Below are 17748 nucleotides of genomic sequence, written 5' to 3' on the forward strand. Positions count from 1 at the left end.
CTCGTTCAGCTTTCACGGTAGGTTCGAGGCAGATTGCCGATCACCTCCCTGGTTGCTGCCACCGAGCTCCCGGGTGTGCGCGCCGGCGACCGGCGCGGCGGCCCGGATCCGCGTCGGCGTACGGGAGAACTTGACCGCCGGCCCCACCAGGGGCGCCACGGTCCCGTTGTGCAACCGGGTGGCCACGAGCATGTCCCGCTCGACGACGTGCGGATCGGTGACCACGTCGGCCAGCGTCCGCACCGGGCTCACCACCAGTCCACGCCCGGCGAGTGCGGCGACCGCGACCGCGACCGGCCGGGTGGCACACCAGTCGGCCACGACGGCGTTGACCGCGTCCCGGTTCGCCAGGCGCTCCCGGTTGCGGCGGAAACCCGGCGCGTCGGCCAGCTCGGGCCGACCGACCACCTCGGTGAGCGCCCGCCAGTGTTTGTCGAGCGCGACCGCCAGGTAGAGATGCCCGTCGACGCACGGGAACACGTTCGACGGCACGACGAAGTCGGTCTCGTTGCCCAACCGGCCCGGTGGCGCTCCGGTCGCCGCCAGCGTCGGTAGCCCACTGCTGCTGAACAGCAGCGCGTCCATCATGGCCACGTCGACGTGCTGGCCCTCGCCGGTGCGGTCACGGTGGGCGAGCGCGGCCAGCGCGCCGATCGCGGCGTGCAGGCCGGCGAGCTCGTCGGCGAGGAAGGTGGGTGCGCGTACCGGCTGCCCGTCGGGCTCGCCGTTGAGTGCCATCCAGCCGCTGGCCGCCTGAATCACCGGATCGTACGCCGGCAGGTGGGTGTTGGGGCCGTACTGCCCCCACCCCGAGATGGAGACGAACACGATGTCGGGACGTCGTTGCCGGCAGACGGCGTAGCCGATGCCCCACCCGTCGAGCGTGCCCGGCTTGTAGTTCTCGACGACGATGTCCGCCTCGGCCACCAGGTCCAGGAACGTCTGCCGGCCGGTCGGCTCGCGCAGGTCCACACCGACGCTGCGCTTGTTGCGGTGCACCGTCTGGCGGAACCAGGACAGTCCGGTGCCGGGGATGTCGGGTGGCACCTCCCCGTCCCGTCCGCCGGGTAACTCGATGTCCACAACGTCGGCGCCGAGGTCGGCCAGCACGCAGGTGGCCAGCGGGCCCGACCAGACCTTGGTGACACCCAGCACCCGGACGCCGCCCAGCGGGCCGGTGGAGTCGCGTCGCGCCTCGCGGTAGAAGTCCTCCTTGCGCATCGCGCCGCCTCACAACCGCTGCAGCAGCGACGCGGTGCCCAGTGATCCGCCGCAGCACATGGTCACCAGGGCGGTTTCGGTGCCGGTGCGTTCCAGTTCGTGCAGGGCGGTGACGATCAGCCGGGACCCGGTCGCCCCGAGCGGGTGCCCGAGCGCGATGGCGCCGCCGTTGACGTTGAGCCGGTCGACGTCGGCGTCGTACGCCCGTACCCAGTTGAGCACGACCGCCGCGAACGCCTCGTTCACCTCGTACCGGTCGACGTCGCGCAGGGACATCCCCACGCGGTCGAGCACCCGCCGGGTCGCCACCACCGGACCGTCCAACAGGTAGTAGGGGTCGGCCCCGGTGACGACCTGCCCGACGAGGCGGGCCCGCGGGGTCAGGCCGAGTTCGCGGGCCCGCCGCGCCGACATCCACAGCACCGCCGCCGCGCCGTCGGACACCTGGGAGGTGGTGCCGGCGGTGTGCACCGCGCCGTCGATGTTGGGCCGCAGCCGGGCCAGCCCGGCCAGTGTGGTGGGCCGCAACCCCTCGTCACGCCGGACCATGTGCCGCTCCCTGGTCGGTACCCCCGTGTCGTCGATAACCGGGACGCCGATGGGTACGACCTCGCGGTCGAACCGGCCCTCTTGCCAGGCCCGCGCAGCGCGGCGTTGGGACTCGACACCGAAGGTGTCCGCCTCCACGCGGGTGATCCCCTCCCGCGCGGCGATCCGCTCGGCACCGCCGAACTGCGCCTTGGGCGGGTCGTCCCACGGGTAGTCGGCGGTCTTGTAATGTCCCGGCCCCTGGTAGAGGTTCGTGCCCATCGGCACCCGGCTCATCGACTCGACGCCGCAGGCCACCCCGACGTCGATCGCGTCGGCGGCGATCAACGCCGAGACGAGATGGTTGGCCTGCTGGGCGGAGCCGCAGGAGACGTCGACCGTGCTGCACCCGACCGCCGGGGAGTGCCCGGTGCTGAGCCAGGCGTTGCGGGCGATGTTGAGGCTCTGTTCCCCGGACTGCGTGACGCAGCCCGCGATGATCTGCTCGACGTCGTCGGGTCGGACACCGGCCCGGTCGACCACGGCCAGGATCGCGTGGCGCAGCAACTCGACCGCCTTCAGGCCGGACAGCTGCCCGCCTCGCCGACCCAGTGGGGTCCGGGCTGCGGCCACGATGACCGGCGTGCGGTCGGCCAGCGCGTTCAGCGTTGCTCCTCGATCGAGATGGCCGTTTTCGGGCACGCCTGGGCGGCCTGGTCGGCGAGGGCCCACAACTCGGCTCCGGGCCGCTCGTCGAGTACGTGCAGCTGATCGTCCTCGTCCACCTCGAAGAGTTCGGGTGCGACAGTGGCACACAGACCGTTGCCGTCACACAGGTTGTAGTCGACGACCACTCTCATCACGTACTCCTCCACAGACGCGCCATAGGCACCCAGCGTCCGCCGGTGCCCCGACGGGCGGCATCTTCGAACATGCGCCGGCGGCAACCCCGGCGGCAGTGGCGTTCTTCGTCCGTGCCGAGCGGCCGGCCAGGCCCTCTCGGGCGGTCGGGATTGGTTTAGCGTGCCGGCATGCGGCTTGTGGACACCGATGACGAAGCGGCCTTCCGGGCGACGCTGCGCCAGTGGCTACGCGACAACGTTCCCGCTGGTGGACCGCACTCCTTGGACACCGAGCAGCGCAGAGCCTGGAGCCGGCGACTGCACACCGCCGGCTACGCGGGCATCACCTGGCCCCGCGAGCACGGCGGACGCGGCCTGTCTGCCTCGTACCAGGCGGTGTACGCCGAGGAGAGCGCCCTTGCCGGCGCACCCGACCACGTCAACGTCATCGGGATCGGCATGGTGGGGCCCACGCTGATCCGGTTCGGCTCGCCGGAGCAGCAGCGGACGTTCCTGCCCCACATCCTCTCCGGTGAGGTGATCTTCAGCCAGGGCTTCTCCGAGCCGGACGCCGGAAGCGATCTGGCCTCGGTCCGGACCCGCGCCCGCCCGCACCCCGACGGCTGGGTGCTGGACGGCGAGAAGGTCTGGTCGTCCTACGCTCACCTGGCCGACTACTGCCTCCTGCTGGCCCGCACCGATGAACCGGCCACGAGACACCGTGGACTCACCTGTTTCCTGCTGGACATGCGCGCACCGGGGGTCCAGGTACGCCCGTTGCGCCAGATGTCGGGGGACACGGACTTCAACCAGATCCTGCTGGACTCCGTGGTCGTACCCGCCGACGCCGTGCTCGGTACGGTCGGCGCCGGGTGGAAGGTCGCGATGACCACGCTCGCGCACGAGCGGGGCACCTTCGCCATCACCCTCACCTCGCGTCTGGCCGCCGAACTCGGCCGGCTCGTGGAGACGGTACGGGCGGCCGGGGCGAGCGACTGCCCGGTCGTCCGGCGGGAACTGGCCCAGTTGCACGTCGAGGTGCAGGCGCTGCGGTACACCGGGTACCGCGCCCTGACGGCCCTGGAGCGTACCGGCACCCCGGGGCCGGAGAGTTCGGTGCTGAAGCTGCGCTGGTCGCTGGCGAATCAGCGACTGGCCGCCCTCGCGGTACGGGTCCTCGACAGCCGGCCCGGCGCCGGCGACGACTGGTCCGGCTACTGGCGCCGGCAGTTGCTGCGTAGCCGGACGAACACCATCGAGGGCGGGACGTCGGAGATCCTGCGCGGCATCGTGGCCGAGCGGGTGCTCGGCCTGCCCCGCTCACACTGACCGGGAGTTGATGGCGATGAACTTCGCGACCACAGCCGTGCAGGACGATCTCGCCGACGCGGCACGGCACTACCTGGCCGAGCGGTACCCGCCCGGGCGGGTGGCCGAGTTCGCCGAGCGCGGGGCGCACGACGTCGACGCCTGGCCCGAGCTGATCCGACAGGGCTGGCTGGACGGCGACCTCGGCCTGATGGAACTGGCCCTGCTCGCGCAGGCCAGCGGCACCGCGCTGCACCCTGTCGCCTGGTGGTCCACGATGGGTGCGGCGCTGCCGGCGTACCGGGCGGCCGGTCTGGAACCACCCGGTGCGGTGAGTTACGGCGACGGCTCGTCGTCGTGCCGGGCCCGGTACGACGGTGCGACCTGGCGGCTGGACGGTCACCTTCGGCAGGTGGTCGACGCCGGGTACGCCGTCGAGTTGCTCGTCGCCGCGACAGACGGCTCCGGGCCGGTGCTGTTCAGCGTGCGCACCGACGATCCGGGCGTGACGCTGTCGGCGCACGACGGCCTGGATCCGCTGCGCGGCTCGGCCACGGTACAGCTGACCGGGGCCATCGGCCGGCTGCTGCTCACCGGGCCGGCCGCCGACGCGGCCCGCGTCGCCGGGCAGCGCCGGGCGGTGGTACTGGCCTGCGCGGAGGCCGTCGGCGTCGGGCAGCGGGCGTTGGCGATGGCCGTCGAACACGCCCAGGTCCGGGTTCAGTTCGACCGCCCGATCGGCTCGTTCCAGGCGGTCGCGCACCGACTCGCCGACAGCTACGCCGACCTGGAGCTGGCCCGTTCCCTGGCGTACCGGGCCGCCGCCGCGGTGGCGGACGGTGCCAGCGGGCCGGACGGGTCCCTCGACGACGCGCTGGCCTGCGCCGAGGTGTCCTGCCCGGCCGCTGCCGTGGCGGCCTGCGAGTCCGCGGTGCAGGTGTTCGGCGGCACCGGGGTGACCTGGGAGTTCCCGCTGCACTGGTGGTACCGGCGGGCGCTGTGGCTGCAGTCGTTCCACCGGGGCCGGACGGACGCCCTCGCCACCGTCGCCGACACGCTCCTGGCGGGTCCCGCCGCGCACCGCACCACTTGACCGCTGACCCGTACCGGGAGAGGAGACGCCGGAGATGCCGCTCGAACTGCACTGGTTCCTGCCGCTGCACGGAGACGGCCGGGAGGTCGCGAAACCGTCCAGCGGACCGGGGGCCCCGGGTGCGCGCCGCGACCCGGACCTCGACTACCTGACCCAGGTCGCGCTCGCCGTGGAGCGGTTCGGCTTCAGCGGGATGCTCACCCCGTTCGGGCTGTTCTGCGAGGATCCGTGGATCGTGGCGTCGGCCCTGTCGACCCGTACCCACCGGGCACGGTTCATGATCGCCCTACGGCCGGGGTTCGTGTCGCCGGTGCTGGCCGCCCAGCAGGCCGCGACGTTCCAGCGAATCACCGGTGGGCGGCTGCAACTCAACCTGGTCACCGGGGGCGACATCGACGAGCAGCGGCGCTACGGCGACTGGCTGACCCACGACCAGCGCTACGAACGCGCTACGGAGTTCCTCGACGTGTTCAACCGGGCCTGGACGGGCGAACGCTTCGACTACCACGGCACCCACTACCAGATCCAGGGCGGACTTGTGACGCGGCCCCATCCGGTCCGCCCGCTGACCTTCGTCGGTGGGTCGTCGGAGCAGGCACAACGCCTGGCCGCGCGGCACGGCGACGTCTTCGTCGCCTGGGGCGAGCCCCCGGCCGGAGTGGCCGGGCTGGTCGCCGACGCCCGCCGGTTCGCCGACGAGCAGGGACGTCGGATCGGGTACGGCAGCCGTTTCCACGTCATCAGCCGGGACACCTCGGCGGAGGCGTGGCGGGTGGCGGAGCAGCTGATCGACGGGATGGATCCGGGGCGCATCGAGCAGGCGCAGCGACGGTTCCGCAGCACCGAGTCGGTGGGCCAACGTCGGATGGCGGCGCTGCACGGCGGCAGTACGGCGGCGCTGGAGGTCTACCCCAACGTGTGGGCGGGGTACGGCCTGGTCCGGCCCGGTGTGGGTACCGCTTTGGTGGGCAGCCACGAGGAGGTCGCCGAGCGGATCGCGGAATACCACTCGCTCGGGTTGGATCACCTGATCCTGTCGGCGCACCCGCACCTGGAGGAGGCGTACGCCTTCGGTGAGGGAGTCCTGCCGCTGCTGCGCAAGCACGGCATCGTGGCCGAGCCGGGACGGTAGGCGCGACGGTCACCGCGTGACCACATGCACCCCGCCGGGGCAGTCGGTGACACTGAGCAGCTCGACGGCGGTAGCGGACCACGCGACCGCCCCGCTCCATAGCGCTCGCGGGTCGGGACTGGGCCCCGGCGGCGCAACGTCGGAGGGGCCGGCGGGCCGCCTCGACGGGACAATCGAGATCTACAAGGTCTTCCGGCATTCCTTGGTTCGCGGAGACGAGGGAGCTCAGATGTCGATCAGTGAGGTAAGCCCGGCACGGATGGAGCCCCGGGAGTTCGCCCGCCTGGTCAAACGCACCCCCACCGCGGAGTTGGCGCAGCTCATGCGCGGCCCGCGGCGTCAGGTCGTGCTCGACGAACTGGTGGCGGGCATGGTCAGTGTCTTCCGGCCGGAGATGGCCGGTGCGCTCGACGCGGTCGTCCACTGGCAGATCGGCGGCCGACCCGACGGCACGGTCGACGTGTACGAGATCGTCGTGTCCGCCGGCACCTGCGAGTTGTCCCCCACAGCGGATCGGCAGCCCCGGCTGACGTTGTCCCTCGACGCGGTCGACTATCTCAACTTGGTGACCGGAAACGCCCACCCGGTCCTGCTGGTCATGCGGGGCAAGATGAAGACCAAGGGCGACATGCGGCTCAGCGCGAAGTTTCCCAGTCTGTTCGCCAATCCGAAACCGTGACCACACCCGGTCCGGGACACCTGATCGGTCCGGGACGCTACCGGCGGCGCACCGTCGAACGTGGTCGAGACGCGGGGTTTCAGCTTGGTCACCGCGCCAGGCATTCATATGCTTGGGCAAGCACGCTTTTCTTTCTGCGGTAACCAGGTCGACGAAGGGCTACGATGAGACACCTGCAGCCTGTGCCCCTCACTCCCGCGCGGTCCACGCGACCATTCGGCACGTCCCCCGGTTCGGGGGTGTGGTCATGAGCAAGACGAGTCAGCACCCCGCCGACACGCATGGCCTCATCCAGGTACGCGGCGCCCGGGCCAACAACCTCGACGATGTCTCGGTCGACATTCCCAAGCGGCGGCTGACGGTCTTCACCGGGGTGTCCGGATCGGGCAAGTCGTCGCTGGTCTTCGGAACCATCGCGGCCGAGTCGCAGCGGCTGATCAATGAGACCTACACGGCGTTCCTCCAGCAGTTCATGCCGCAGCGCAGCCGTCCGGACGTGGACGCGCTGACCAACCTGAGTGCGGCGATCATCGTCGATCAGGAACGGATGGGCGCGAACTCACGCTCCACGGTGGGCACCGCGACCGATGCCCACGCCATGCTCCGGATCGTCTTCAGCCGACTGGGCAAGCCACACATCGGCACGTCCTCCGCGTTCAGCTTCAACACCGCCGAAGGAATGTGTCCCCGGTGCGAGGGGCTCGGCGAGGTTTCCGACATCGACATCACGCAGCTCGTCGACGAGGAACGCTCGCTCAACGATGGCGCGATCATCGTGCCCAACTTCAACGTCGGTTCATGGTATTGGCAGCAGATGGCCAAGTCCGGGTTCTACGACCCGGACGTGAAGCTGAAGAAGTTCACCAAGGCCCAGTGGGACGACTTCCTCCACAAGCCGGCCACGAAGATCAAAAGCGGCGACCACAACATCACCTACGAGGGCCTCATCGTCAAGGTGCAGCGGCTCTACCTGTCCAAGGACCGCGAGTCGGTGCAGCCGCACATCCGCGCCTTCGTCGACCGCGCCGTCACGTTCACCACCTGCGCCGACTGCGGTGGTACGCGACTGAACGAGGCCGCCCGCTCCTCGAAGATCGACAAAAAGAACATCGCCGACTGCTCGTCCATGCAGATCAGTGATCTGGCCGAGTTCGTCCGAGGGATCACCGACGCCTCGGTCGCCCCGCTCGTGGCCAGTCTGCGGGACACACTCGACTCCATGGTCGAGATCGGACTGGGCTACCTCAGCCTGGATAGGGCGACGAACACGCTTTCCGGCGGTGAGTCGCAGCGGGTGAAGATGATCCGCCACCTCGGCTCCAGTCTGACCGACGTCACCTACGTCTTCGACGAGCCCACCGTCGGGCTGCATCCGCACGACATCCAGCGGATGAACGACCTGCTGCGACGGCTGCGCGACAAGGGCAACACGGTGCTTGTCGTGGAACACAAGCCCGAGGTCATCGAGATCGCCGACCATGTGGTCGACCTGGGTCCGGGCGCCGGCTCGGGCGGCGGCACGATCTGCTACACCGGAGACGTCGCCGGGCTGCGCACCAGCGGCACGCTCACCGGCCGCTACTTCGACCACAAGGTCGAGCTGCGGGAGAAGACGCGTGAGGCCAGCGGAGTGCTGCCCATCCGGAAGGCGACCCTGCACAACCTCAAGAAGGTCGACGTCGACATCCCGCTCGGCGTACTCACCGTCGTGACCGGGGTCGCCGGCTCCGGCAAGAGTTCGCTCATCCGTGGTTCCCTCGCCGACCACCCCGGCGTGGTGCTGGTCGACCAGTCCCCCATCCGCGGCTCGCGGCGCAGCAACCCCGCCACCTACTCCGGCCTGCTCGACCCCGTACGCGCTGCGTTCGCCAAGGCCAACGGCGTCAAGCCCGCCCTGTTCAGCGCCAACTCCGAGGGCGCCTGCCCGAACTGCAAGGGCATCGGCATGGTTTACACCGATCTGGCCATGGTGGGCTCGGTCGGTACGGTCTGCGAGGAGTGCGACGGCAAGCGGTTCACCCCGAAGGTGCTCACCTACAAGCTCAACGGCAAGGACATCAGCCAGGTCCTCGACATGTCGGTGACGGAGGCGCTGGACTACTTCGACACCAGGCCGACGCGCGCGATCGTCGAGCGACTGGCCGACGTCGGCCTGGGCTACCTACGCCTGGGTCAGCCGCTCAACACCCTCTCCGGCGGTGAACGCCAGCGGCTGAAACTGGCCATCAACATGGCCGAGAAGAAGGCGACCTACGTACTCGACGAGCCGACCAGCGGCCTGCACCTGGCCGACGTCGACCAACTCCTCGCCCTGCTCGACCGGCTCGTCGACGGCGGCAACACCGTGATCGTCATCGAGCATCACCAGGCGGTCATGGCCCACGCCGACTGGATCATAGACATGGGCCCCGGGGCGGGGCACGACGGCGGCGAGGTGGTGTTCACCGGCACTCCGAACGATCTGGTGACCACCAGCGACTCGTTGACCGCCCAGCACCTGCGCGACTACGTCGGCTGGTCGAAGAAGCCGGCACCGGCTGGTAAGTCCGGGCGCTGATCCCCCGGCGGGGTGGGACGCCGCGATCAGTGTCCCACCCCGGCCGGTGGCTCAGGCGGCGGGCGCTGCCGTCGACCGGTCGAGTTCCGCAGCGAGCCGGGCGGCGACGTCGGACCGCAGGGCCTTCTTGTCGATCTTTCCGATGTTGGTACTCGGCAGTGAAGCGACCAGTTCCAGCCGCTCCGGCCACTTGAACCGGGCGACCCCCGCGCTTTCCATGACGGACCTTACGGCGGCCAGGGTGACCTGGGCACCGTCCTGGGGCACGACGTACAGGCAGACGCGCTCGCCGAGGTCCGGATCCGGCATGGCCACCGCGGCGGCGAAGGCGACCCCGTCCACCTGGTACGCCAGGTTCTCGACCTCCTCGGCGGAGACCTTCTCGCCACCTCGGTTGATCATGTCCTTTTCGCGGCCCTCGACGATCACGTTGCCGTCGTCCCGGATCCGGACGATGTCACCGGTCCACAACCACCCGTCGCCGACGAAGGCGCGCGCGTTGTGCTCCTCCGCCCGGTAGTAGCCGCGCGGGGTGCACGGCCCCCGGGTCAGCAGCACTCCCGATTCACCCGGCAGTACGCGACGTCCGTCCTCGTCCACCAGCATGATCTCGTCGTCGGCGCAGATCGGCCTCCCCTGGGTCCGGGTGGTGACGGCGTCCGGGTCACCGATCCGGGTGAGGCAGACCAGTCCTTCCGCCATCCCGTACCCCTGTTGGAGATTGCGGGTCAGGGTCGGCACCATCCGCTCGGCTACCTGGTCGGGAAGCCGGGCGCCACCGACGAGCAGGAACCGTACCGACCGCAGGTCGTGGCGGGGATCGGCCTCCTGGTGGTTCAGCCAGCTCTGCGCGATCGCCGGCACCACCGCCGTGGCGGTGACCCGCTCCCGCTCGATGAGCCCGAGCGCGGTCTCCGGCGCGGGTGACGACGCGACGACCACCCGGCCGCCGCTGCGCAGCGTGGCGAGCAGCATGCCCAGTGACATGCTGTGGGCCATCGGCAGCACGGCGAGGTAGACGGTGTCCGGGCCGAACTGGCTGATCTCCGCGGTCCGCCGCACATGGCAGCCGTAGTCCTCGTGGGTCCGCGCGATCAGTTTCGGCAGGCCGGTGGTGCCGCCGCTGAGCAGCATGAGCGCCACCGCGCGACTGTCCGGGGCGGTGGCGTCCAGGTGCGTGCGGGCGGCCGGCACGTCTTCCGCAGGCTGGCACAAAGCGCGCAGATCGGAGTCATCGGCGGCACGGTCGGCGGCGGCACCGACCGCCACGGCGTCCGAGTCGCCGGGGGACACGAGTATCCGTTGCACCGTGGGAACGGCCCGCGCTATCTCGTGGGCCATCTCCCGGTGGTCGAAGCCTCTGAGCCGGGCGGGTACGGCGATCGCCCGGGCTTCGGCGTGCTCGGCGAGGTAGGACATCTCGTGGTGCCGGTGCGGGGTCAGCGCCAACACCGGGATCACTCCCAGGCGCAGGCAGGCCAGGGTCAGGACGACGAACTCCCACCCGTTCGGCAGCTGCATCAGCAGCCGGTCGTCGGGGCACAGCCCGAGCCCGCGCAGTCGCAGCGCGGCCCCGTCCACCCGGGCGGCCAACTCGTGGTAGCTGAACCGGACCGCGCCGTCGACGAGCGCGACGGCCTCGGGGGTGGCCGCCGCGGCGGCCATGACGGGCGCGGTGAGCGTCTGGCCATCCCAGTAACCCGCGGCGACGTACCGCCGCACCATCTCCGGCGGCCACCCGACGGTACCTGCCGCGCTCGGCCTGATGTCACTCATGGTCATCGCCGTTCCTCATGGTCGCCGTGGTGCCGGAACCGCCGGTGCCGAACGGCTGGGCCGTCGGCACCGGCGGTGGGGTCGGCGCGAGTGGATGGGGTCAGGCCGGCAGGTCGCGCGGGCAGTTGTGGTAGACGGCCAGCCGCCACCGCCCGTCGCGCTTGACGAGAATCCAGGAGGCCCGGATGGCCGCCTTGTCGGTCAACTGCTCCTCGCCGGCCTGGATGACACCGCCCTGGGTGATCAGCGCGACCGCGCCGGGTCCCAGCGGCTTGATGTCGATGGGCTCGCCGATGACCCGGCTGCCCTGGTAGGGGCCCTGGAACGACTTCGCCATGAACGACCGAATCGCCTCCCGACCCTTCTTGTAGCGGCCGGGCAGAATCAGGGTGCCGTCCTCGACGAACAGGTCCGCGAACGCGTCCGCGTCGTGCGCCGCCCAGTGCTTGATCATCTGGGCCGGTACGGCCGCGATCTCGGCCTGCTCCTCGGGGGTGGGTCCCGCGACAGTTGACGCCGGAGTGCTGGTGGTCATGTTTCGCCTCGCTCTCTCGTCGGGCCGTTGGTCAGATGTACAGCGTGTTGGGCTCGATGCCGCAGAGCACGCGGCCGTAGAGTTCCGCGTTGGTCGAGGGGTGCATCAGCGCGTGCAGGCTCGCCGCGTGCGCGTCGCGCGCGATGCGCTGGATCGGCACACCGTCGTAGATGGACGTGCCACCGCTGGCCCCGGCCAGGATGTCCACCGCCTCCTTCGCGCGCGCACCGACGGCACCCATCACGCCCCGGGCCCGGGCCCGTTCCTCCATGGTCCATTGCGAGCCCTCGGCGCACTTCTGGTCGACCAGGTCGGCCAACCGGTACGCGTGGAACTCGGCCTCGTCGACGCGCACCGCCGCGTCGGCCACCTGGAGGTGGGTCAACGGGGCGTCGGCCTGGTGCTCGTAGTTGGTGTAGGTGATCTTGCGCTCGGGCAGCCGGGTCAGGAACGCCTCCCGGGCGGCCCGGGCGAGCCCGACGAGCGTGCCGACCGAGGAGGCCGACGCGACCGGAAGCAGCGGGGACCGGTACATGGCGCTGCCGGCGTTGGCCGCCGAGGCGGACTGACCCTGTAGGACCATCGGCAGCGGCAGCACCCGGGCCTGGGGCACGAAGACGTCCTGCGCGACCGTACTGAAGCTGCCCGTGCCCCGAAGCCCGGAGGTCTGCCAGTCGTCGACGATCTGCAGCTCGGACATGGGCACCAGGGCCACCACCGGCAGCGGCTGGCTGTCGGGCGTGATCAGGACCGCCACGATCTCCTGCCAGTGGGCGTGGTGGGCGCCGCTGATGAAGCCCCACTTCCCGTTGACGACGATGCCGCCCTCGGCCGGCGCGGCCATGGCACTCGGGCTTAGGGTGCCGCAGATCCGCACGTCGGGCGTGGCGAAGACCTCGTCCTGCACCTCGTCGGGGAACAGGCCGGCCATCCAGGTCGGGATCCAGTAGACCGAGGACACCCACGACGGCGACGCGTCGGCCTGACCGAGGACCGCCCCGACCTCGACCAGGGTGCGGGCGTCCGCCTCGTAGCCGCCGTAGCGCTTCGGCACCCGCAGCCGGAACACCCCGGCGTCGGCGAGGGCCTCGATCGTCTCGTCGTGCAGCCGCCGGTTCTCCTCCGTCCAGGCGGCGTTCTTCTTGAGCGTCGGGACGATCTGGGAGGCCCGTTCCACGAGCTGCTCCGGTGACCGGACGTCGGTTTCCAGCACCATTCCTCCTACGGGATAGTCAAGGTCGGGCGAGCCACCGGCGGGACACACGGCGCTGGCCATCCGCCCATCCGCACGCGACGACCGTCTCATCGGACGAGATACCAGTGCATCTCTCGCTGTGCGGTCGGAACGGCGACGCTCTGATGTAGTCCGTCGGGTCCGGGACGCCGGACACCGGATATCGCACGCCGGAAGATGCTCGGGCGGCACACGCCGCTCGATGATGGCGTGGATCAACATCCGGCGTACGAGCGGGCTCGGCGGGCGCCTGCACGGTGGTGCGGCGGATGATCGCTACGGCGGGGCGGTCTGAAGCGTCACCGGCCAGCAGCACTCGATCCGACTTGGAGGACAATGCCCATGAATGACAAGTGTCCGTTCGCCGCTCTCGACGTCACCGGACAGGATATCCATGGGGAGGCGGCACGGCTGCGCGAGCAAGGGCCGGCTGTCCTGGTCGAACTGCCCGGCGGGGTGAAGGCGTGGTCGATCAACCGGCACGAGGTCATCCGCGAGTTGCTCATGGACCGTCGGGTCACCAAGAGCGCCCGCAATCACTGGCCGGCCTTCATCAACGGCGAGATCCCGCCGGACTGGGAGATGATCAGCTGGGTGGCGATGGACAACATGGTCACCGCGTACGGCAAGAACCACGTACGACTGCGCAAACTGGTAGGCAAGGCTTTCACCCAACGCCGCGCGGAGGCGCTGCGCCCGCAGGTGGTGGCCCTGAGCACGAAGCTGCTCGACGACCTCGAGGCCACCCCGCCGGGTGAGGTGGTCGACCTGCGCGAGCGCTTCGCCTATCCGCTGCCGGCCATGCTGGTGGCGAGCCTGATCGGCATGTCGGAGACGGCCCTGGCGGCTTGCTCGAAGGTGATCGACATGATGGTGCACACCGACGTGAGCCCCGAGGAGGCGCAGGCGGTGCTGCAGGGCTGGCGGGCCGCGATGACCGACCTCATCGAGTCCAAGCGGCGCACCCCGGGCGAGGACATCACCACCGACCTGATCGCGGCCCGGGAAGAGGACGGCTCCCGGCTCAGCGAGGCCGAACTGGCCGACACGATCTTCGCGATCCTCGGGGCCGGCTCGGAGACCACCATCAACTTCTTCGACAACGCGATCACCGCCCTGTTGAGCCGGCCGGAGCAGCTGCAACTGCTCCGTACCGGCGCGGCGACCTGGGACGACGTGATCGACGAGGTGCTGCGCGTCGAATCGCCGCTGGCGCACCTACCCCTGCGGTACGCCGTGGAGGACATCGAGCTCGACGGGGTGACGATCCCCCAGGGTGACCCGATCCTCATCAACTACGCGGCGGTGGGCCGGGATCCCGCGCTGCACGGTGAGACGGCCGACGAGTTCGACCTGGCCCGCAGCGACAAGACCCACCTGTCCTTCGGTCACGGTCCGCACTACTGCCTCGGGGCGGGCATCGCCCGGATGGTGGCGACGATCGGCCTGTCGATGCTCTTCGAGCGGTACCCCGACCTCAGCCTGGCCGTGCCGGCCACGGAGCTCAAGCCGCTGCCGACCTTCATCATGAACGGACACCAGACGCTACCCGTGCGGTTGACCTCGCCCGCCCGGTAACACGACACACGGTCACCGGCCGTTGACGGCCGGTGACCGTGCTTGACACGAGCACGCGCGCTGCAACAAAGCAATGCTGCTAGCCTGAATGCGTGGCTAGGAGAACCTACGGGCAGTACTGCGGGCTGGCCCGCGCGCTCGAGTTCGTGGGTGAGCGCTGGGCCATGCTGATCATCCGCGATCTTCTGGTCGGTCCCCGGCGCTTCACCGACCTACAGCGGCTGCCCAGGATCCCGACGAACGTCCTCTCCGCACGGCTGCGCGAAATGGAGGCCAACGGCCTGATCCGTCGGCGGGTCGTGCCCCGACCGGCCTCGGGCGTGGTCTACGAGCTGACCGACTACGGCGCTCAGTTGGAACCGATCCTGCTCTCCCTGGGCGCCTGGGGCGCGCGCGCCCTGCGGGATCCCACCGAGGGTGAGGTCATCACCCCCGACTCGCTCGTCATCGCGTTGCGGGCCACGTTCCAGCCGCACGCCGCGCCCCCGCGGCTGGTCAGCTTCGAACTGCGGTGTGGTCCCGCCGTCGTGCACTGCGTGGTCGACCACGGTGAGCTGGCCGTCACCGACGTCGGTCCGCTGCCCGGCGCGGATGCGGTCATCGAGACCGGCCCGGCGCTGCGGCGGCTGATGGCCGGCGAGGTAGCCCCGGAGCAGGCGCTCGCCGACGGGCTGGTGCGGGTCTGCGGCGACGCCGAGCTGCTCGACCGGTTCGTGGAGATGTTCCACATCGATTCGCTGCCCGTGTCGCAGGGCGTGCTGGAGCAGGCGCGAGCAGGCGCGGCGACCGTCCACGCCGGCTGAGCCCACCGCACCCACCGCCCACCGCCACCGGTGCGCTGCGCGCCGACTGGACGGATCACACCCGCACCCGCTCTCTGATCGCGGTTGCGCACGTGCGGAGACGAGGACAGCACGGACGCGGTGCGACGATGCCCTGAGTCGCGGGGTCGTCGAGTCGACCATCCGTCGGCGGTCCTGCCTACCCGATCCGCTAGGAGGCATCTGATGGTTGATTCGACAATGGGAGCGGAACTCGGCAACCTCCGACTGGGCTCGACTGCCGCCGTCGAGACGGTGATCTCGGCCGACGGCGTACCGATCACGTACCAGAAGTCCGGGTCGGGGCCGCCCGTGGTGATGACCGGCGGCGGGCTCAACAACGCCGCGATGTTCGCCGAACTGGTGGACCAATTGTCCCCGCACTTCACGGTCTACAACTACGACCGGCGTGGACGTGGGCATAGCGGCGACGGCAATCCGGACGAGTTCACGGTCGACCTCGAACTGGCCGACATGGAGGCCGTCGTGCGCGCCGCCGGCGAGGGGTGTTACCTCTTCGCCAACTGCACCGGCGGGATGCTGGCCGTGCACGCCGCCGCCCGCGGGCTTCCGGTGGCCAAGATGGCCCTGTACGAGCCGCCGTTCGAGTCCCCGCCTGTGTCCGACGACTACATGGACCGGCTGCAGGCACTGCTCGCCGAGGACCGCCGCGCCGAGGCGGTCGAGCTGTTCTACCGCGAGTCGGTGCGGTTCTCCGAGGAGACGATCAGCTACTTCAAGCAGCACCCCATCTGGGACGCGTTCCTGGCCCTGGCCCCGACCCTGGTCTACGACTGCACCCTCGGCATCGACTACAGCCCGGTTCCGGTCGATTTGCTGCCGTCCATCGAGATTCCCACGCTGGTAATCGACGGCGGCGACAGCCCACAGTGGATACTCACTGCATGCGAGTCGCTGGCCGAGGGGCTACCCAACGGTACGCACCACCGCGAGCCCGGGGAGAGCCACGTGCTCAACCAGAAGACCACGGGCCCGCTGATCACCTCGTTCTTCACCTCCTGACACTCCCGACCCCATCCCGCTCAGGCGATAGGAAATGCCGTGAAGCCGTTCCGTATCGAGATCCCGCAGGAAACGCTCGACGACCTCGCGTCCCGACTGGCCAACACTCGCTGGCCGGCGGAACACGGCGGTTGGGAGCGCGGGGTGCCGGTGAGCTACCTCAAGGAGCTCGTCCACTACTGGCACCAGCAGTACGACTGGCGTGCCCACGAGGCGAGGATCAACGAGTTCCCGCAGTTCATCACTGAGGTCGACGGCACCACCATCCACTTCCTGCACGTCCGGTCGCCGGAGCCGCACGCCGTTCCGCTCATGCTCAACCACGGCTGGCCCGGATCGTTCGTGGAGTACCTGAACGTCATCGGTCCGCTGACCGACCCCCGCGCGCACGGCCTCGACCCGGCCACCGCGTTCCACGTGGTGGTGCCCTCGATCCCCGGCTTCGGCTTCTCCCAGCCGCTGGCGCCGGGCTTCGAGATCGGCCGCGTCGGGCAGGCGTACCTGCAGCTGATGGGGCAGCTCGGCTACGACCGGTACCTCGTCCAGGGTGGCGACTTCGGCTCGATGATCTCGATGGCGATGGGCATGATGGCCCCGGACCACATCATCGGTGTGCACACCAACTTCCTGCTCACCATCCCGCCGCAGGACCCCGCCCTCCTGGCCACCCTGGACGAGCGTGACCAGGCGAAGCTCCAGTTGCTGGCGCGGTTCAACGCCGAGCTGTCCGCATACAGCATGGTGCAGAGCACCCGCCCGCAGACCATCTCGTACGGCCTCACCGACTCGCCGGTCGGGCAGCTCGCCTGGATCGTGGAGCGCTTCAAGGACTGGACGAACGCCAAGGACGCCCCGGAGGAGGTCGTCGACCGCGACCAGATGTTGACCAATGTGATGATCTACTGGCTCACCGCCGCGGCCGCACCCTCGGCCCAGCTGTACTACGAGAGCGCGGAGGGCATGCGGATGGCCATGAGCGGCATGGCGCCGCCACCGGTCACCGTGCCCGTGGGGGTGGCGAGCTACGCCCACGACATCGCGCTGCCGATCCGCAGCCTCGCCGAGAAGGCGGCCACCCGGATCGTGCACTGGGCGGAGTACGACCAGGGCGGCCACTTCCCCGCCATGGAACGCCCGGACGACTACGTGAACGACCTGCGTACCTTCGCCGCGATCGCCGCCGGCTGCTAGATCGGCCGCGGTCGCCCGGAGCCGCGCCGACAGCGCTGGCGCCGTCGTCGCCGTTCCGGAGAGCCCTGACCTGCGGGGGCGGGCATCGGTCCACCAGACCGTTGCCCGCTCCCGTGTTTCCGCCACGGGCCGCACCCGGCCGACCGGCGGTGAAACACGCACACAGGGTGCGACAGGCGCCAATTGCAGCGGAAAGATCGTTGCGATCCCGCAGTCTACTCTGGAAAGAA

General features: G+C 70.0%; 15 protein-coding genes. 9 read left to right on the plus strand and 6 right to left on the minus strand.

Features of this window, described 5'->3' with window-relative positions:
- Positions 1 to 12: 12 nt before the first annotated feature.
- Genes ACLQ2T_RS22810 through ACLQ2T_RS22820 form a run of 3 tightly spaced genes read right to left on the minus strand, consistent with a single transcriptional unit; the run spans position 13 to position 2609 of the window.
- Positions 13 to 1221 (minus strand): CaiB/BaiF CoA transferase family protein, encoded by a 1209-nt coding sequence (locus tag ACLQ2T_RS22810; protein ID WP_425768389.1) that lies wholly within the window; start codon positions 1219 to 1221, stop codon positions 13 to 15.
- 9 nt (positions 1222 to 1230) lie between these two features.
- Entirely contained in the window at positions 1231 to 2451 is a 1221-nt protein-coding gene (locus tag ACLQ2T_RS22815) for a steroid 3-ketoacyl-CoA thiolase (RefSeq protein WP_425768390.1), read from the minus strand.
- Positions 2412 to 2609 carry a ferredoxin gene (locus tag ACLQ2T_RS22820; protein ID WP_425768391.1) on the minus strand — a complete coding sequence of 66 codons (198 nt, stop codon included), beginning with the start codon at positions 2607 to 2609 and terminating at the stop codon, positions 2412 to 2414. The genes ACLQ2T_RS22815 and ACLQ2T_RS22820 overlap by 40 nt, the downstream gene beginning before the upstream one ends.
- 171 nt (positions 2610 to 2780) lie before the next feature.
- Between ACLQ2T_RS22820 and ACLQ2T_RS22825 the strand changes: the two genes are divergently transcribed.
- The 5 genes from ACLQ2T_RS22825 (at position 2781) to ACLQ2T_RS22845 (ending at position 9360) form a co-directional block, all read left to right on the plus strand.
- The gene (locus tag ACLQ2T_RS22825) at positions 2781 to 3920 is read left to right on the plus strand and encodes an acyl-CoA dehydrogenase family protein (RefSeq protein ID WP_425768392.1); all 1140 of its coding nucleotides are present in this window, start codon (positions 2781 to 2783) and stop codon (positions 3918 to 3920) included.
- A gap of 16 nt (positions 3921 to 3936) precedes the next feature.
- Positions 3937 to 4992: an acyl-CoA dehydrogenase family protein gene (locus ACLQ2T_RS22830; protein ID WP_425768393.1), complete on the plus strand. Its 1056-nt coding sequence runs from the start codon at positions 3937 to 3939 to the stop codon at positions 4990 to 4992.
- Positions 4993 to 5026: 34 nt separating this feature from the next.
- Positions 5027 to 6124, plus strand: coding sequence for an LLM class flavin-dependent oxidoreductase (locus ACLQ2T_RS22835; protein ID WP_425768394.1), 1098 nt, complete (start codon positions 5027 to 5029; stop codon positions 6122 to 6124).
- Between the two features lie 229 nt (positions 6125 to 6353).
- The gene (locus ACLQ2T_RS22840; RefSeq protein WP_425768395.1) at positions 6354 to 6803 is read left to right on the plus strand and encodes an SCP2 sterol-binding domain-containing protein; all 450 of its coding nucleotides are present in this window, start codon (positions 6354 to 6356) and stop codon (positions 6801 to 6803) included.
- A 247-nt stretch (positions 6804 to 7050) separates the two neighbouring features.
- Positions 7051 to 9360: an ATP-binding cassette domain-containing protein gene (locus ACLQ2T_RS22845; RefSeq protein ID WP_425768396.1), complete on the plus strand. Its 2310-nt coding sequence runs from the start codon at positions 7051 to 7053 to the stop codon at positions 9358 to 9360.
- A 51-nt stretch (positions 9361 to 9411) separates the two neighbouring features.
- Here the strand turns inward: ACLQ2T_RS22845 and ACLQ2T_RS22850 are convergent, their stop codons facing one another.
- The 3 genes from ACLQ2T_RS22850 to ACLQ2T_RS22860 form a co-directional block, all read right to left on the minus strand.
- On the minus strand, positions 9412 to 11142 hold the full coding sequence (locus tag ACLQ2T_RS22850; protein WP_425768397.1) for a (2,3-dihydroxybenzoyl)adenylate synthase: 1731 nt from the start codon (positions 11140 to 11142) through the stop codon (positions 9412 to 9414).
- Positions 11143 to 11236: 94 nt separating this feature from the next.
- Positions 11237 to 11671: an SgcJ/EcaC family oxidoreductase gene (locus tag ACLQ2T_RS22855; protein WP_425768398.1), complete on the minus strand. Its 435-nt coding sequence runs from the start codon at positions 11669 to 11671 to the stop codon at positions 11237 to 11239.
- A gap of 31 nt (positions 11672 to 11702) precedes the next feature.
- Entirely contained in the window at positions 11703 to 12887 is a 1185-nt protein-coding gene (locus ACLQ2T_RS22860) for an acyl-CoA dehydrogenase family protein (RefSeq protein ID WP_425768399.1), read from the minus strand.
- 360 nt (positions 12888 to 13247) lie between these two features.
- Between ACLQ2T_RS22860 and ACLQ2T_RS22865 the strand changes: the two genes are divergently transcribed.
- The 4 genes from ACLQ2T_RS22865 to ACLQ2T_RS22880 all read left to right on the plus strand — a co-directional run bounded on the left by ACLQ2T_RS22865 (position 13248) and on the right by ACLQ2T_RS22880 (position 17518).
- The gene (locus ACLQ2T_RS22865) at positions 13248 to 14483 is read left to right on the plus strand and encodes a cytochrome P450 family protein (protein ID WP_425768400.1); all 1236 of its coding nucleotides are present in this window, start codon (positions 13248 to 13250) and stop codon (positions 14481 to 14483) included.
- 92 nt (positions 14484 to 14575) lie between these two features.
- A complete protein-coding gene (locus ACLQ2T_RS22870; protein ID WP_425768401.1) occupies positions 14576 to 15286 on the plus strand; it encodes a winged helix-turn-helix transcriptional regulator in 711 nt (236 codons plus the stop codon).
- Positions 15287 to 15490: 204 nt separating this feature from the next.
- On the plus strand, positions 15491 to 16327 hold the full coding sequence (locus tag ACLQ2T_RS22875; protein ID WP_425768402.1) for an alpha/beta fold hydrolase: 837 nt from the start codon (positions 15491 to 15493) through the stop codon (positions 16325 to 16327).
- A 39-nt stretch (positions 16328 to 16366) separates the two neighbouring features.
- Positions 16367 to 17518 (plus strand): epoxide hydrolase family protein, encoded by a 1152-nt coding sequence (locus ACLQ2T_RS22880; RefSeq protein WP_425768403.1) that lies wholly within the window; start codon positions 16367 to 16369, stop codon positions 17516 to 17518.
- Positions 17519 to 17748 lie beyond the last annotated feature (230 nt).

The sequence above is a fragment of the Micromonospora sp. DT229 genome, from assembly GCF_049844505.1.
Classification (GTDB): domain Bacteria; phylum Actinomycetota; class Actinomycetes; order Mycobacteriales; family Micromonosporaceae; genus Micromonospora.

Coding starts and splice junctions, on each gene's coding strand:
- ACLQ2T_RS22810 (WP_425768389.1), bottom strand. CDS start 1,221: ATGCGCAAGGAGGACTTCTACCGCGAGGCGCGACGCGACTCCACCGGC.
- ACLQ2T_RS22820 (WP_425768391.1), bottom strand. CDS start 2,609: ATGAGAGTGGTCGTCGACTACAACCTGTGTGACGGCAACGGTCTGTGT.
- ACLQ2T_RS22825 (WP_425768392.1), top strand. CDS start 2,781: ATGCGGCTTGTGGACACCGATGACGAAGCGGCCTTCCGGGCGACGCTG.
- ACLQ2T_RS22830 (WP_425768393.1), top strand. CDS start 3,937: ATGAACTTCGCGACCACAGCCGTGCAGGACGATCTCGCCGACGCGGCA.
- ACLQ2T_RS22835 (WP_425768394.1), top strand. CDS start 5,027: ATGCCGCTCGAACTGCACTGGTTCCTGCCGCTGCACGGAGACGGCCGG.
- ACLQ2T_RS22840 (WP_425768395.1), top strand. CDS start 6,354: ATGTCGATCAGTGAGGTAAGCCCGGCACGGATGGAGCCCCGGGAGTTC.
- ACLQ2T_RS22845 (WP_425768396.1), top strand. CDS start 7,051: ATGAGCAAGACGAGTCAGCACCCCGCCGACACGCATGGCCTCATCCAG.
- ACLQ2T_RS22850 (WP_425768397.1), bottom strand. CDS start 11,142: ATGACCATGAGTGACATCAGGCCGAGCGCGGCAGGTACCGTCGGGTGG.
- ACLQ2T_RS22855 (WP_425768398.1), bottom strand. CDS start 11,671: ATGACCACCAGCACTCCGGCGTCAACTGTCGCGGGACCCACCCCCGAG.
- ACLQ2T_RS22860 (WP_425768399.1), bottom strand. CDS start 12,887: ATGGTGCTGGAAACCGACGTCCGGTCACCGGAGCAGCTCGTGGAACGG.
- ACLQ2T_RS22865 (WP_425768400.1), top strand. CDS start 13,248: ATGAATGACAAGTGTCCGTTCGCCGCTCTCGACGTCACCGGACAGGAT.
- ACLQ2T_RS22875 (WP_425768402.1), top strand. CDS start 15,491: ATGGTTGATTCGACAATGGGAGCGGAACTCGGCAACCTCCGACTGGGC.